The organism is Halanaerobium sp. (assembly GCF_003070835.1).
Map to the genome: position 1 here is coordinate 1 of NZ_QBLR01000002.1, position 16,200 is coordinate 16,200.

The window sequence follows — 16,200 nt, forward strand, 5'->3', positions numbered from 1 at the left end:
AGATGATATGCCTGATCTGGTATTTACCAATAAAGAGGCTAAATACAAGAATGTAATCGCAGAAATAAAAAGTTTATATCAAAAAGGTCAGCCGGTACTGGTTGGTACAGCTGATATAGAAAATTCGGAAATGCTAAGTCGAGAATTGAAGCGCGAAAAGGTACCGCACGAGGTTTTAAATGCTAAAAATCATGAGCGTGAAGCTGATATAATCAAAGATGCAGGCCAGAAAAACAGTGTGACCATTGCAACCAACATGGCCGGTCGTGGTACAGATATTGTTTTAGGTGAGGGAGTTGTAGAACTCGGTGGTCTCCATGTTTTAGGTACCGAGCGTCACGAAAGTCGTCGGATTGATAATCAGCTCCGAGGTCGTGCCGGTCGTCAGGGAGATCCGGGATCTTCTCAGTTTTATGTATCTTTAGAAGATGACCTCTTAAGACTCTTTGGTTCTGATAAGATTAACGGTATTTTAGATAAGCTCGGAGTGGATGAAGATCAGCCGGTAGAACATAAGATGATTTCCAGTTCTATTGAGCGGGCCCAGCAGAAGGTTGAAAGCCGCAACTTTGATATCCGAAAAGCAATTCTGCAGTATGATGATATCTTAAATAAGCAGCGTGAGGTTATTTATGAACAGCGCAAAACTCTTTTAACTACAGATCAGCTGGAAGAAAAGATCGCCGGAATGCTGGAACAACTCTTAGAAGATGTAATGGAGATGTTTATTTCCGAAGATTTACATCCTGATGAATGGGATCTAGCAGGAATGCTCGAATACCTGCACGGTATCGGACTGGCTAAAGATATTGAGGCTTCTGATTTAGAAAATAAAGAGCGGACTGAAATTAAAGAGAAAATCACTTTAAGTTCTCTGGGATCCTATCAGAGCAAGCGCGAAAAAATTGATTCTGAGCGCTTTAATAAAATAGTTAAATTCCTGGCTTTAAGAGTAATAGACCGTAAATGGATGACTCATCTGGATAATATGGATGAGCTGCGGCAGGGAATTGGACTGCGAGCTGTTGGCCAAAAAGATCCACTGACAGAATATAAATTCGAATCATTTGATATGTTTAATGAGCTGACCTCTTCCATTAGAGAAGATATTGTAGAAACAGCCTTTAAAGTTGAGGTTGAAGAAAGAGAAAGTGTACCAAAACAGGAAATTAATCAGCGTCAGCTGAATTATTCCTCACCTCAGGCTGCTTTAGAAGGTCAGTCAAAGGGTAGTGATAAATCAAATGCAGGTGACGGCAGTGTGGGTCAGGCTACAGTGGTTAAGGAAGAAGAACCGGGACGTAATGATCCCTGTCCCTGTGGCAGTGGCAAAAAATATAAAAAATGTTGTGGGAGATGATTTAAGTGAATAATAATTTTAAGGATAAATATACGGAATTAAAACAGCGATTTCAGGAACTGAGTGATTTACTTTGACCGGGAAAAACTGCTTCAGAATAAAAAAGAGATAGAAGCTGAGATGGGAGCCGGCGGTTTCTGGGATGATAAGGAAAATGCGCGCAAAAAATCCCAGCAGCTGGACCGGATCAAAAAGCGATTAAAGGTAATCAGCAGTCTGGAAGAAAAATTCGAAGAAGCTGAAGTCTATCTGGAACTGGCTGCCGAAGAGGACCAGAGTCTGGAGTCCGAGCTTAAAGTGACTCTGACTGAACTGGAAAAAGAACTGGAAAAACTTGAGCTAAAACTGCGTCTAAATGAACCCTATGATGGCAATAATGCAATTTTATCTATTCATCCAGGAGCAGGAGGAACCGAATCTCAGGACTGGGCTCAGATGCTGCTTAGAATGTACAGCCGCTGGGCGGAAGCAAATGGCTATCAGCTTGAAACTCTGGACTTCAATCCCGGAGATGAGGCAGGAATTAAGAGTGTAACCTTAATGATTGAGGGAGATTATGCCTTTGGCTATTTAAAAGGTGAGCGGGGAGTTCACCGTCTGGTCAGGATTTCTCCTTTTGATTCTTCCGGCCGCCGTCATACTTCGTTTGCTTCGGTTGATGTAATGCCTGAGCTTGATGATGACATCGAAGTTGATATTGACGAAAATGATCTAAAAATAGATACCTATCGGGCCAGTGGTGCCGGAGGACAGCATGTTAATAAGACTGATTCTGCTGTCCGAATTACCCACCAGCCGACCGGAGTGGTTGTCCAGTGTCAGAATGAGAGATCACAGCACAAAAATAAGGAAACTGCAATGAAGATTTTAACCGCCAAGTTACTAGAGCTGAAAGAAGAGGCTCAGGCAGAAAAAATTGATGAGCTGAGTGGAGAACATAAGGAAATTGCCTGGGGCAGCCAGATCAGATCTTATGTTTTTCATCCCTATAATATGATCAAGGATCACCGGACTGATTTTGAGGAAGGTAATGTCGATAAAGTAATGGACGGCTATCTTGACGAATTTATAGAAGCTTATTTAAAATATCAGAGTGCCAGGTAGTTTTCGCTCTGCCATGATTTTTAAGAATATTTCTGGCAGCAGACTGCTGGCAGCCCACTGGAAGCAGTAAAAAATGATTGGCTAATTATATAGAGGAAAAGGTGAATTTTGTTGAAGAAAATACTGATTGGACTTATTTTAATAACTTTTATTGTAGCTGCCTGGTCCCTGACTGCAAGGATTGAAAAGGTGGATCAAAATCGAGGCGTGGAAGTTATCATGGATGGGGAAGCTTATAAAGAATTAAAATCTCTGGAACCCGAAATAAATCTGCAGCAGTTAAAGGAAAGTGGAATTACCGGGCTTGCTGTTTATCAGCAGACCCTGGGGGACTTTCTGGAAAAGGGGGCTATAAAGCGAATTGAGTCTCTGGATATTATTCTCGGAGAAGCAGAGTTAATAACAGACCTTGAATCTAACCAAATTCAGATTTCAGAGCTAGAAAATTCAGCCCTTTTTGCTGTTGTCAGTACTTCTTTGCGTGAGCAGATCAATAATCTGGAGCCAAAATTAGAGGAAAACTATTCGGCCAGTATTATTAAGAGAGATGCTTATGATCTTCTCTATTTTCCTAACTGGCACGAAAAGCTTGAAGATGTTAGTCTGGGCTATAATGCCAGCCAAATCGAAGAAGCTAAAGAAAATGATCTGAAGATCGCCTTCAGAAGCAATAATAAATTAAATGCTCTTTCCGCTTTAGAACAAAATCTTGAAATTTTAAACCCTGATTTTTTGATTTTTGATGGAGAAGAAGTTACAGGTTATCCGGATAAGATTGAAGAAACTGCTCAATTAATGCAGGATCAGAATTTGATTTTCGGTAATATTGAAGCATTTATTGCTGCTCAGGATGGGGCAGACAAACTGGCCAAATTAAATGACTATCAGCTGCTGCGGACTCACAGCATGCTGCAGGATGAAGTTGAGCAGGCAGACGATCAAAAGATTATCAGCCGCTATCTGCTTTCAGTTAGAGAGAGAAATGTAAAGATTATTTATCATAAACCCTATCTTAAAGGAAGCCAGCTTAAAGAAAGAAACCTGGGGCTGCTTGCATCCTTAACAACCAGTCTGGAAGCAGAAGGCTACCTCCCGGGCCGGGCAGAAACAGTTCCTTATTTTAGCAACTCAGGCTGGCATGTGCTGCTTATTTTACTCGGAGTGACAGCAGCCGGGATCTTGCTTTTGAATTATTTTACAGCTTTTAAATACGAAAAACCGATGAATCTTTTTCTGCTGGCTGCAGCAGCGGCTGGTTTTCTATTCCTGTATTCAGGCAGGGAAATTTTATTGAGGCAGATAACAGCCCTCGGTTCAGCAGTTATTTTTCCTTCGCTGGCAGTGATCGCTTTTCTGCTCGATAAAGACAGGGGAGGAGAAAAGCTGGAGGGTGGTTTGAGTCTGGCATTTGTCTTCTTTAATTTTACTGCCGCTGTTCTGACAGCGCTGGTTGGTGGAATATTTGTGAGCTCGGTTTTAAACAGCAGTGAATTTATATTTAAAATCAATGATTTTAGAGGGGTCAAAGTTGCCTTCTTAATGCCGCTGATTATAATTTCACTCTATTATCTTTTCCAGCCCGGTTCAAAGGATCTGCGCCAGAAGATACCGGAGCTGCTGGAAAAAGTAATTAAGGTTAAACATATTATTCTGGCTGGAGGACTGGCCTTAATTGCAGTTATTTATATCGGGAGAACCGGGAACTTCCCGCTGCTGCCGGTGCCGGCCTGGGAACTGACAGTCCGCAGTCTGCTGGAAAAGATTCTTTATGTGCGGCCGCGTTTTAAAGAGTTTTTAATCGGACACCCTTTATTTATATTTTCACTCTATCTGGGTGTCCGCAAGCGGAAAGAACTATATTTTTATCCACTGCTGATGCTGGCTTCAGTGGGGGTAATAACTACAGTTAACACCTTTTCCCATCTGCATACACCAGTCCAGATTTCTCTGCTCAGGACTTTTCACGCTTACTGGTTGAGTTTTGCAGTTGCTGCAGTTATTATTTTCGCTTATCGACTGCTTAATCGGCTTTATCAAAAATATTATCTGACTGAGGTAAAATAATGAAAAATATTGTAATTTCGGGTTATTACGGTTTCAACAACCTCGGGGATGAGGCGGTGCTGGCCGGGATAAGCTCACTTTTAAAGAGGAAAAGAGAAGATCTAAAAATAACTGTCCTTTCGGCTGAGCCTGAGCAGACAGCCGACCGCTATGGTCTGAATGCAGTCAGCAGAACATCCGTGGTTCAGATTCTTGCCGCTCTAGCAGAGGCCGACCTCTTTATCAGTGGAGGTGGCAGCCTGCTGCAGGATGTGACGGGGAGCTTTTCGGTTCCCTATTATCTGGGGCTGGCCTGGCTGGCCAGGCTGCAGGGAACAAAAACCGTTTATTATGCTCAGGGAGCCGGCCCACTTAATAAAAAATGGAGCCAGCTTTTAACAGCTTTCAGTCTTAATAGATTTGAGCTGCTGGGAGTTAGAGATCAGGGATCGCAAAATCTGCTGCAGGAGATTGGAGTCAAAAAGGAGATCGAGCTGACTGTTGACCCTGTATTTGCTCTTTATGATCCGCTGAATAATTTGAAACAGCAGATTAAAGGGAAAATAGAAGTCGGGATTTCAGTTCGCCCCTGGTCAGTTGATTATATTTCGGAGCTGGCTGCAGCCTTAAATCAATTTGCTGAGGGAAAGAAGGTTAAGTTTATTATTTTTCCGATGCACCAGGGTTCAGATGAGGAGAGCTCACTACAGCTGCAGAAAAAGTTAAAGGCTGAGGCGGAAATCTGCGCTCTGCCGCCGGTACCTGGAGAAGCCCTTAAAGTTTTTTCGCAGCTGGACTTATTTGTTGGAGTCCGACTCCACAGTTTAATTTTTGCCCTGTTAAATCAAATTCCGCTGCTGGCTTTAAGTTATGATCCAAAAATTGAAGGGCTGCTCTCAGAACTTGACTATCTACCTCTAATTAAGCTTGAAGATCTAAAGGCAGATCAGGCTGCAGCAGAGCTGGAAAATATTTTTGCAGCAAGGTACAGCCTGCGCAAAAAGATTAAGGGTTTTATAAAGCTCAAAAAAGCTGGAGCGGAAGATTTTGCAGAGCTGGTGCTGGAGGAGGTTGACACTTGCGAAAGCTGATAAAAATACTTGAAGTTAATATTGATCGGCTCAACATGAAGCAGGCAGTAGAGCGAGTAAGAGAGCTGAGCGCTGATCACAGTCGGTCTTCTTTGGTGGTGACCCCCAATTCGGAGATGCTGGCCCTGGCGGCTGAAGATCGGGAGCTGGCCAGGATTTTAAATTCAGCTGATCTAGCAACCGCTGATGGAATCGGAGTTGTAATCGCTTCAAAAATAATGGGAGAGCCGCTGGAAGAGCGGGTAGCCGGCTTTGATCTGGTAAGTTTATTATTTAAAGAACTGGCTGCAGAGGATATAAATTTTTATTTCCTGGGCGGGAAACCGGGAGTTGTCGACATGGCGGTGGCAAATTTAAAAAGTGATTATCCTGAACTAACAATTTCTGGTTATCACCATGGCTATTTAGACCGCAAAAATCAGCAGCAGGTGATTGCAGAAATTAATCAAAAAAATATTGATCTGCTCCTGGTGGGAATGGGAGTTCCCCTGCAGGAAAAATTTTTGGATAATAATTTAAAGAAATTAAATGTAGGAGCTGCCATTACAGTTGGCGGCAGTTTTGATGTGCTGGCAGGTGAGGTCGAGCGGGCTCCGCTCTGGATGCAGAAGGCTGCTTTAGAGTGGTTTTACAGGCTGCTGCAGGAGCCATCTCGTTTTGGTAGAATGCTGGCGCTGCCGAAGTTTATTTATCTGGTTATCAAAGCCAAATTTTTTGGTGGCAAATAAATATTTGAGTAAATACAGCCAGGATGCTGTTCTAAGGCTGGATATTTAAGTCCAATTATAAAGAAAACTAAATTTTTACAAGGAGATAAGTTTATAAGGGGGAGATAGTTTGAAAAAAAGAATTTTTATCGATTATCTTGGAATTACAGTCGGATCTTTTTTAATTGCACTTGCTTTAACGGTCTTTCTGGTACCAAATAGAATTGCAGCAGGTGGTGTCAGCGGTCTGGCGACAGTTATTTACTACATAACATCTTTTCCAATTGGTATTACTATGCTGGTGATCAATATTCCACTTTTTCTAGCAGGAGTTAAGATCATGGGAATGACTTTTGGGATTAGAACCATTTATGGTATAGTTTCACTTTCAGTTTTTACTGATCTACTGCAGCCCCATATGACTGCCCTAACAGATGATCTGCTGCTCGCCTCAATTTACGGGGGAGTAATTGGTGGTATCGGACTGGGAATAGTTTTTAGATCTCGGGGTACTACCGGAGGGACTGATTTGATTGCTTCCCTGATCAACTATTTTACTGGAATTACAGTTGGAGAAGGTCTTTTATTAGCTGATGGAGTTGTAGTAGCTCTGGCAGGAATTTTTTTCAATCTGGAAGTTGCGCTCTATGCTGCAGTTACTATTTTTATTACCTCTCAGACAATTGATGTTGTTCAGGAAGGTTTGAATTTCAAAAAAGGGGTGCTGATTATCTCTGATAAAGCTGAAGAGATCAATCAGATGGTGGTAAATGACCTCAACCGCGGCATAACAGAATTTGATGCCAGAGGTGGCTATACCGGGGACCCCAAACAGGTGCTGCTCTGTATAATTTCTCGGTCTGAAGTTTCCGAATTAAAAAAAGAAGTAGCAGCTATAGATAAAGAAGCATTTGTAATTATCAGTAATGTTCATGAAGTGTTGGGCGAAGGGTTTACAGAAATAGCCAATTAACAATTTTATTAGGTTTTGATGGTTTGAGTTTATTAATTTAAGAAAGCAGGTGGCTAATTTAATGCAGAGAATTAGAGAGAAATTTAAGAATAAAGTTTGGTTATTTACACTGGCATTTTTACTATTATTTACTTTTGCAGTTTCGGCTCAGGATGGCACCGTAGAAGAACAGCTTCCCCAGGAGCCACAGCAGCAGGAAGAAAATTACACCAAGGCTGACGCCTTTCAGGATGTAATGTTTCTACTGCAGAATTATTATGTTGAGGATGTAGAATTTGAAACTCTGATCGAAGGTGCCATTGATGGAATGTTAAATAAAGTGGACCGCTATTCCTATTTTATGTCTCCTTCAGAATACGAAGAGATGCAGCAGGAATATGAGGGCCATTATGGCGGTATTGGAATTGTAATTACAATGAGAGATAATAAGCTAACAATTGTTTCACCAATCAAAAATACTCCCGGAGAAAGAGCCGGCCTGAGAGCTGGTGATGTTATTACAGCAATTAATGGTCAGGAAACTGCTGAGATGTCACAGATGAAGGCAGTGGATTTAATGCGCGGGGAAGAGGGGACAGATGTTACTCTAACCATTGACCGGGGAGATGAAGAACCATTTGAAGTAGAAATCACCCGCGAAGATATAGAAGTACCCTATGTTGAAAAGGAAATGAAAACTGAAAAAATTGGCTATATAAGTCTGGCGCAGTTTATTGAAGATGTTGGGACAAAAGTGGAAACTGCAGTTGCTGATCTAAAAGCAGAGGGAGCTCAGGGGATTATTCTTGATTTGAGAAACAACCCGGGCGGTCTGCTGGATGAGGCTGTTAATGTTGCTTCAGTATTTTTAGATGAAGGTGTTGTTGTTTCTGTCAGACAGAAGGATGAAACCGAAAGAGTTCTGAAAGTTAATCAGGAGATTGAGTCTGATACTGAGATTCCTTTAATAATTCTAATTAATAAAGGATCTGCCAGCGGCTCGGAAATTGTTGCTGGAGCTGTAAAAGACTATGACCGCGGTAAGCTGATCGGATCTACCACCTTTGGTAAGGGAGTTGTGCAGTCAGTAGTACCACTTAAAGATGGCTCAGCAGTTAGTTTGACAACTGCTCGTTATTATACTCCTGACGGAAATTATATTCACGAAAAGGGAATTGAACCTGAGATCAAAGTAGAGCTTGATGTTGAAGCTATTAAGGCTGCTGCGGAAGACGAGGAAACTGAGGAAGATGAGGCTGACAATCAGCTGCAGCGGGCAATAGAAGAAATGGAAAATATGATTTTTGTTCGCAATTTTCAGGATCAGCAAGCTGCCGGAGAGTAAAGGTAGAGCGACTATTTAATTGATAAAAACATATAAACTAGTTTGATCAGAAAAAGCCAGCATTTAATTTGCTGGCTTTTTTCTGTAGTTAGCTTTAATTTTCATCAGAGCTATAATTTATTTTTCAACTCTGCTACATCTTCAAATACATAATCGAAATACTTCTGCTTACTGCTGAGCTCTTTTAGATCTGCTGCTTTTGTTTCTCCGCTCAAAACAAGAATGCCGGTAATTCCCGCATCATGAGCCATCCGCATATCTGTATATAAGCGGTCACCGACCATAGCCAGCTCGGATTTTTTCAGTTTAAATCTATTCAAAATATAATCAACAGTTAGTTTGGAAGGTTTCCCCACAATTAAGGGCCTTTTGCCGGTTGAAGCTGCCAGCAGCTCGATCATTGCCCCGGTATCCGGCTGGGTTTTGCCTCCACTTAAAGGGCAGACCAGGTCAGGATGGGTGGCCACATAATCAACTCCGGAGAGTATTAACTCGTGGGCATCCCAGAGCTTTTTGTAGTTCAGAGTCTTATCAAAACCCAAAACTACATAATCAACATTTTCCGGCTTTTCTCTGATATTTTCTATGTTATTGACAACCTGATGTCCAAAGCGCTCCATCTCTTCTTTGAGAGAATCAGTTCCTAAAAGATAAATTCGCTTCCCTTTTTTTTCGCCTGCTTCAGCCAGGTAGAAAGCTGTAATTTCACCGGAATTAATTATTTTTTCAGCTGCAGCTTCAATCCCCATCCGCTGTAGTTTCTGCTGATAATCGGCCCGATTTTTAGAAGAATTATTGGTTAAGAATATGTAATCCTTATCTGCTGCCTTAAGTTTTGTCAGAAAGTCGAGACTTCCCGCCAGTAGATCGTTTTCCAGATAAATTGTTCCATCCATGTCCAGTATAAAAAATTTAAGCTGACTTAAATCACTCATCTGCTGCCCCTTTCAAAATCTAAATTTTAGTTACTTTAGTTAATAAGATAGGTATCTTCAATTTGCTGGAAGATAATATATAAACTCTATTTATTAATTTATCAGTACTTTCAACTAAATTCAAGTCTTAAATTAAAACCCGACTGCAGAGACTGCAGCCGGGCATTAAAATCAGACTATATTTTAGCCAGTTTAGTCATTAAAGAGCTCTGTATAATCCTGAAGTACATTATCAGCCTGCTCGTCAGCTTTGTTAAGCGCCTCTTCTGCTGTAGCTTCACTGGTAAAGGCTTCTTCTACAGCTGTATCAACGATATCTCTGATTTCAACAAAGTTACCTAAAAGCACACCATTGGCTGCAGGTGACTGAACTCCACTTAATACCTGGAGGAAGGCAGTTAGGTAATTAGGATTGTCGCTGAACCAGCGGTTATCCATCAGAGTTTTAACTGCTGCATTTGTAGATGGGAAATAACCTGTATCTTTGTGCCACTGAATTGTAACATCAGTTTTACTTAGATACTTAAAGAATTCTACAACTGCTTCATATTCTTCGTCGCTGTGACCCTGCATAACCCAGAGGGAAGCTCCACCAATAACTGAGTTACCAATACCCTGGCCTTCAAAACGAGGCAGGAAGGTAGTACCAACTTCAAAATCAGCTGATTCCATAATGGAACTTAGAGAAGATGTGGACTGGATTAACATTGCAACTTCACCAGCTAAGAAGTCCTGGTTGGCAGAATATTCACGGCCACCATAAGCTACAACATCTTTTTCTACTAAATCTGTCCAGGTTCCAAGTACCATTTTAGCGAAGTCACGGTCAAGATAAACTTCACTTGCTCTGCCGCTGCGACCATTTTCATTATTTGCATAAGGTTTGTTGTGGTAAGCATGCATCTGCTCTAAGATCCAGGCTGGCCAACCAAAGGAAAGACCGTGGTTGGCTGCTCCACTATCGATGATCTGCAGACCCATTTCTTCGATATCAGCCCAGGTTTCGGGAATTGTTTCAATCCCTGCTGCTGCAAAAGCATCTTTATTATAATAAAGCATCGCAGTTGAAGAGTTAAAAGGCATTGAATATAGTTTGCCGTCAACACTATAGTAATTTAAGATTGGTTGAATAACACTGCCGAAGTCGATTTTGCCTTCTGCAATTTCATAAACAGGGACAATGGCTTCACTGTCCAGCATGGTCTGAGTTCCTACTTCATAAACCTGAATAATGTGGGGTGGATTGCCAGAGCGAACTGCAGAAATACCCTGAGTTAGAGTTTCCGCATAACTTCCGGTAAACTGTGCTGTTACATTAATATCATCATGTTCTGCGTTAAAACCATCAACAATTTTTTCTACTGCGGCAGTACGACCGCCACTCATGGCATGCCAGAACTCGAGTTCAATTGTCTGAGCGGAAACCATTGCTGCACTAAAAGCAAAGAGTGTAACTAAGGTTAAAATAATAATAGATTTTTTTAACATAAATTCTCTTCATTTAATTTAATAAATGAAGATTACACCTCCTTTTTTTGATGAAACATGAATCAATAGCTTACTTATTTGAGATCACAATTCAACTTCCCCAAATTGAATACTTAAAATCTCACCCCCAATTTATCTTAATTTTTAAAAGTATTTCAGTCTATCCCCTTCGATAAATTTCTTTCGCTTTGCTTATATTATTTATCCTGCTGCATAGCAAAACCTTCAACCAGGCTTTTCTGCAGAGTCAAATAAATCAGTAGTGGTGGAATAACACCGATAATTAGAGCTGCCATAATCACATTCCATTCCGGCTGAGCGTCAGATGGAATCAGCATCTTTAGCCCAATTTGAACCACCCGCACCCGGGCACTGTTGGTTGTAACTAAAGGCCAGAGGTACTGGTTCCAGACCCAGATAAATTCTATGGTAAAAAGGGCAACAATATTACTTTTAGAAAGTGGAATCAAAATTGACCAGAGAAATCTGAGCGGAGTAATGCCATCGATTAAGCTTGCCTCCAGCAGTGACTCCGGGACTGTCATGTAGAACTGCTTAAACAGAAGAACTCCGGTAGCACTGGCGAAAAAAGGAATAGTCAGGGCATAATAAGTATCAAGCCAGCCTAAATTATCCATTAACTGATAGGTCGGCACAATTCTAATCGGCAGGGGCAGCATGTGGGTAATTAAAATCAAAATAAAAAGTATATTTTTGCCGGGGAATTCCCCAAAATAGACAAAGGCAAAGGCTGCAGAAACAGAAAGAACAATTTTTCCGACCGCGGTAACGATTGAAATAAAGGAACTGTTAAAAAGAAGTTTTCCCATATTGGAGCGCTGCCAGGCTTCGCGGTAGTTATTGATCATATTATCTCCCAGCTGTAATTTTGGAGGAGAAGAATATACCTCATTGATATTTAAAGTACTGACCATAAAGGCATAAATTATTGGAAATGAAACTAAAAAAACTGAAATTATTAAAAACAGGTGAATAAATATTGTAGTTGATTTCTTGCGCTTCATTTTGAACTGCCCCCTCTACTGATAGAATACTTTTTCGCCTGCATATTTGAACTGAATAATAGTAATCACTGCAACAAAAACAAAGAGAATAATTGATTGAGCAGATGCATAACCGGTTCTCATACTTAAGAAAGCATCTCTAAATAATTTATAGGTAACTATATCTGTGGCTCGAGCCGGTCCTCCCTGGGTTAAAACATCTACTACGCCAAAAGTTAAAAAGAAAACCTGCAGGGTATTCATAATCAGCAGAAAAAAAGTTATTGGTGAAATTAAAGGAAAGGTAATCCGCCAGAATTTTGTAAAGGGGCTGGCCCCGTCAATATCAGCTGCTTCTAAAAGTTCAGGTGAGACATTCTGGAGGGCGGCAATAAAAAAGATAAAATTATAGCCGAGCATTCTCCAGCTGGAAGCAATAATAATTAAGATAAAAGCTGCTGTTCCACTATTAATCCAGTTAAATTCAAATCTGGTTATTAGGTAAATATAATGAGACATAATCCCTACATTGGGGTGCATTAAAACTCCCCAGATAATACCGGCAAAGGCAAAAGAAAAAGCAAAAGGCCAGATTAGTAAACTTTTATAAATTTTAGCACCTCTAATTTTTTTGTTGGTAACAACAGCCAGAATTAAGGCAGATGAAATCGAAATAAAAACTGTAATCGCTGTAAAAGCCAGAGAGCGGGTTAAACTATTCCAGTAAGCAGGAGAAGTTAAGAGCCGCTGAAAATTTTCTATCCCCACATAGATCTGCCTGTTGCCAAAGGGGGTAGAGCGGAAAAAGCTTAAGTAAAGTGATTGGATTGAAGGGTAAATCAAAAAGGTAGTAACAATAATAATTGATGGGGCAATTAAAAGATAAGCTAAATAACGATATTTTTTAGCAAACTTGCTGTTCAATCTGATTACCTCCCGAATTAATAATATTATGAATTTTTTAAATATAAGCAAAATAAAAGTCGCTAATTTTATATTTCGCTGTTAGTTAAAAAAACCCTGCTTAATTTTTAGAAAACAGGGCTTAAAATCTAATTTTTTTGACCGTATTCGATTTTGTGCAGCAGATAAAAGTAGCTGAAGCCTGCAATTAAGGAGATCGCACTGCCCAGAGCATACATTGCTGCCCCGCCAGCTCCATCATAAATCATACCTCCCAGCAGACTACTGGCAACTGTGCTGATACTGATTATTGAGGCATAGAGATTCTGACCGGTAGAGCGAAATTTTTCTCCCACCAGTTTCGAAATATAACTGACTGCAGTCACATGAAAGAGAGCATAGGTTAAGCCGTGAAAGAGCTGAGTTAATAAGAGCAGCAATGGTGATGTCCAGATAGAGATTAAAAACCAGCGGATTCCAAAAGCTACAGCAGATAGCAGCAAAACTTTTTTCAATTTGAATTTTTTTAGGAAAATATCAGCCTTCTGAAAGATAATCAGTTCACTACCGGCAGCAATAAACATGCCAATGCCAAGTAAACTTTCTCCTCCCCCAATTGATTTAAAATAAATTGGAAAATAAACAAAATTGGCAGTTAGAGGAGCCTGAATTAAAAAGGTAAAAACTAAAAAGTAGAGCAGATCTTTATTTTTAAAGAGCAGCTTAAAACTGCCCAGACTGGCAACCTTAATTGTTCGTTTGCTTTTAGGTAATTTGTAGGCAAAAAATAGCGACAAAAAGAGCCCGCTGGCGGCAAGGATAAAAGTTGCTTCCGACTGAGTCTGTTCAATGATCCAGCCAAAAGGAATAATTCCTGCCATATAGCCAATCGAACCCCAGACTCTAAATTGACCGTACTGTTCCGCTTTTTCATCCAGATGATTAAGCAGCAGTGAATCGGAAAGAGGAACCACTGAACTGCTGAAAATCATAAAAAAGCTGTAGAGAATAAAGATTATAAAAAAACTTTTGGTTAATAAAAAACTGAGTGAAAAGGTCAGTGTGCCCAGAATAGTAAAGATAAGAATTTTTTTATTGGCTTCAAAATAATCCGACATCATGCCCCAGACAGGTAGAGCGGTAATCGCCAGTGTTTTAGCCACAGCTGTCATTAAACCAATCTGAGAGGCACTGATTCCGATTGATTCAAAATGAATATTAATATAGGTTGTTGCAGCAACATAAATAAAATAAATAAAGTAGTATGATTTAAATAAAATTTTAATCCCCTCGTTTTCATTTTCTCTTTTTATTTGAAGTTGGTCAGTTTAATTCAATTTTGCATCTATATTAGTATAAGCATTTTAAGATATTAATGCAAGACTTTTATCGAATTAATTTAAGAGTTAAATTAACAAAGCTTAATTTTATCAGCGGATCTTTAAATCAAAAATTTGCAGCTCCTTCCAAAAAATTATATTATAGTAATAGAATTTACTAAGCTAGATAGGGGGAGTGATAGTGATGAAGACAAAAATTATTGGTCACCGGGGAGGAGCAGCCGGATATCCAGAAAATACTCTGTCCTCTTTTAAGAAGGCTGTTGAACTTGGTGCTGACGGAGTGGAATTTGATGTGCAGCTGACAGCAGATGGAGAAGTTGTAGTTATTCACGATGAACTGATCGATAGAACAATGAACGGCAGCGGCCTGGTCAAAGATCACAAACTTTCGGAGCTGAGGCAGCTGAATGCGGGTGAATATTTAAGTTCAGAATTTAAAGAAGAGAAAATTCCAACTCTGGCTGAGGTGCTGGAAGTTGTTAAGGATTTAGAGGTAATTAATATCGAGCTGAAAAATTATCTGCCCTATCCTGAGCTGGAAGAGAAAGTTTTAAAGCTGGTTGATCAGTTTGAGCTGAGAGAAAAAGTAATAATTTCTTCTTTTAATCACTACAGCCTGCAGAAAATAAAAAAGCTGCAGCCGGAAATTAAAACTGGCTGTCTTTTAATGTCCAAAATGATCAATGCTGCTGACTATGCTTTCAAAAGAGGCTTTGATGCCTTACACATTCATTTTTTAACTGCTGACCCGGAGGTAGTAGATAAAGCGCATTTTATGGGGATGCAGCTAAATGTTTATACTGTCAACTTTCCGGATGCAGTCAGCGAGCTGCTGGCAAAAGAAGTTGATATGATTATGACAGATGAGCTTGAGATGGCTCTTGAAATTAGAGATAAATTTTCCAAAGATCAAATATAATTCAAATTAAGAGTCGATTTTTATAAATTCCAGTTATTAATGTTTTAAAGTATTTCAGTCTAATTATTCTAATCTAAACTTAATTTCTATAGTTTGAATCAACCGCAGTTTTTTATTATAATTAAAGCAGAAGAAGATAAGCTTTAATAGATTAATGTTCTGTTTAGAGGCGAAAATCTAAGAGAGGTGAGCAAGTTATGTTAAGAAAGCTCAAAAATCTCAAGGGATTTACAGTTCACGGACGCAGTGAAGATCTGGGAAAGGCTAAAGACTTTTACTTTGATCAGCATTATTTTGTAATGAGATATCTTGTTATTGAAACAGGCAGCTGGCTTCAGCACGAGAAAACTTTAATTTCTACTGAGTCATTTGAGGAAATCAATTATCAAAATCAGGAAATCATAGTTGACCTGACAGCTGAAGATTTAGAGGCGGGTCCAAGCATCGAAAAGAATAAGCCTGTTTCTAAAGTGATGGAAGAAAAAGTTGTTAAACACTATGACTGGCCAATTTACTGGGCGAGTCCTCATCCTGCTGATGGCCCTGCAATTCAGGCTGGGAGTATAATCAGAGAGAAGTTGTTCAATTTTGAGAAACTAACTGATGAGGAGAAACAGGCGGAAGAAGATGAAGTAGAATCCAATCTGCGGAGCTTTAATGAGATTCGCGGTTATCACATTCAGGCTGAAGATAAAGAATTTGGCCACTTAGAAGACCTCTTTGTTGATGAAGAAAACTGGGCAATTCGTTATCTGCTGATTGATACCAGAAATATTCTGCCGGGTAAAGATGTGCTGATAGCTCCGGAGTGGCTGCAGAATATCAGTTGGAATAAAGAAAGATTATATGTCAGCAAAACTAAAGAAGAAATCAAAAATGCCCCGGAATATAAGGAAGAAAAATCAGACCGGCTTGTCCATCGGGACTACGAAGAAAAACTTTATGATCACTATAATGAAATTAAATACTGGCAGCGGTAAAAAAAGCCCTTAAATGGGCTTTTTTT

The 16,200-nt window shown here is 40.0% G+C and carries 14 protein-coding genes; 9 read left to right on the forward strand and 5 right to left on the reverse strand.

Translation table 11 applies throughout. The annotated features are described in order from the left end of the window. From CI949_RS00330 to CI949_RS00360, 7 genes are all read left to right on the forward strand, one after another. Nucleotides 1-1,360: SEC-C metal-binding domain-containing protein (locus CI949_RS00330; protein ID WP_290761904.1), on the forward strand; the 1,360-nt coding region annotated here is incomplete at its 5' end. Nucleotides 1,361-1,365: 5 nt separating this feature from the next. Further along, nucleotides 1,366-2,464 (forward strand): peptide chain release factor 2 gene (gene prfB, locus CI949_RS00335; RefSeq protein ID WP_290761907.1). Its coding sequence is split into 2 segments (ribosomal slippage): nt 1,366-1,434 and nt 1,436-2,464, totalling 1,098 coding nucleotides; the frame shifts between segments, so codons are not numbered across the junction. Nucleotides 2,465-2,575: 111 nt separating this feature from the next. Beyond that, the gene (locus CI949_RS00340; protein WP_290761910.1) at nt 2,576-4,528 is read left to right on the forward strand and encodes a DUF5693 family protein; all 1,953 of its coding nucleotides are present in this window, start codon (nt 2,576-2,578) and stop codon (nt 4,526-4,528) included. Beyond that, entirely contained in the window at nt 4,528-5,598 is a 1,071-nt protein-coding gene (gene csaB, locus CI949_RS00345) for a polysaccharide pyruvyl transferase CsaB (protein ID WP_133530538.1), read from the forward strand. The genes CI949_RS00340 and csaB overlap by 1 nt, the downstream gene beginning before the upstream one ends. Further along, a complete protein-coding gene (locus CI949_RS00350) occupies nt 5,586-6,326 on the forward strand; it encodes a WecB/TagA/CpsF family glycosyltransferase (protein WP_290761915.1) in 741 nt (246 codons plus the stop codon). The genes csaB and CI949_RS00350 overlap by 13 nt, the downstream gene beginning before the upstream one ends. A 109-nt stretch (nt 6,327-6,435) precedes the next feature. Further along, nucleotides 6,436-7,278: a YitT family protein gene (locus CI949_RS00355; RefSeq protein ID WP_133530540.1), complete on the forward strand. Its 843-nt coding sequence runs from the start codon at nt 6,436-6,438 to the stop codon at nt 7,276-7,278. Between the two features lie 61 nt (nt 7,279-7,339). Further along, nucleotides 7,340-8,602, forward strand: a complete 1,263-nt coding sequence (locus CI949_RS00360; protein ID WP_133530541.1) for a S41 family peptidase — start codon at nt 7,340-7,342, stop codon at nt 8,600-8,602. A gap of 110 nt (nt 8,603-8,712) precedes the next feature. Here CI949_RS00360 and CI949_RS00365 read toward each other — a convergent pair whose 3' ends face one another. The 5 genes from CI949_RS00365 to CI949_RS00385 all read right to left on the reverse strand — a co-directional run bounded on the left by CI949_RS00365 (nt 8,713) and on the right by CI949_RS00385 (nt 14,245). Beyond that, complete coding sequence (locus CI949_RS00365; RefSeq protein WP_133530542.1) at nt 8,713-9,537, reverse strand: HAD-IIA family hydrolase; 825 nt, start codon at nt 9,535-9,537, stop codon at nt 8,713-8,715. Between the two features lie 192 nt (nt 9,538-9,729). Further along, the gene (locus tag CI949_RS00370; RefSeq protein WP_290761921.1) at nt 9,730-11,025 is read right to left on the reverse strand and encodes an ABC transporter substrate-binding protein; all 1,296 of its coding nucleotides are present in this window, start codon (nt 11,023-11,025) and stop codon (nt 9,730-9,732) included. Nucleotides 11,026-11,222: 197 nt separating this feature from the next. Beyond that, nucleotides 11,223-12,050 carry a carbohydrate ABC transporter permease gene (locus CI949_RS00375; RefSeq protein ID WP_290761924.1) on the reverse strand — a complete coding sequence of 276 codons (828 nt, stop codon included), beginning with the start codon at nt 12,048-12,050 and terminating at the stop codon, nt 11,223-11,225. A 15-nt stretch (nt 12,051-12,065) separates the two neighbouring features. Further along, nucleotides 12,066-12,953, reverse strand: a complete 888-nt coding sequence (locus CI949_RS00380) for a carbohydrate ABC transporter permease (RefSeq protein ID WP_290761927.1) — start codon at nt 12,951-12,953, stop codon at nt 12,066-12,068. Nucleotides 12,954-13,081: 128 nt separating this feature from the next. Next, entirely contained in the window at nt 13,082-14,245 is a 1,164-nt protein-coding gene (locus tag CI949_RS00385) for an MFS transporter (protein WP_365941416.1), read from the reverse strand. A 211-nt stretch (nt 14,246-14,456) separates the two neighbouring features. Between CI949_RS00385 and CI949_RS00390 the strand changes: the two genes are divergently transcribed. Beyond that, on the forward strand, nt 14,457-15,194 hold the full coding sequence (locus CI949_RS00390) for a glycerophosphodiester phosphodiesterase (protein ID WP_290761930.1): 738 nt from the start codon (nt 14,457-14,459) through the stop codon (nt 15,192-15,194). Nucleotides 15,195-15,391: 197 nt separating this feature from the next. Beyond that, nucleotides 15,392-16,174, forward strand: coding sequence for a PRC-barrel domain-containing protein (locus CI949_RS00395; protein WP_290761934.1), 783 nt, complete (start codon nt 15,392-15,394; stop codon nt 16,172-16,174). Nucleotides 16,175-16,200: the final 26 nt, after the last annotated feature.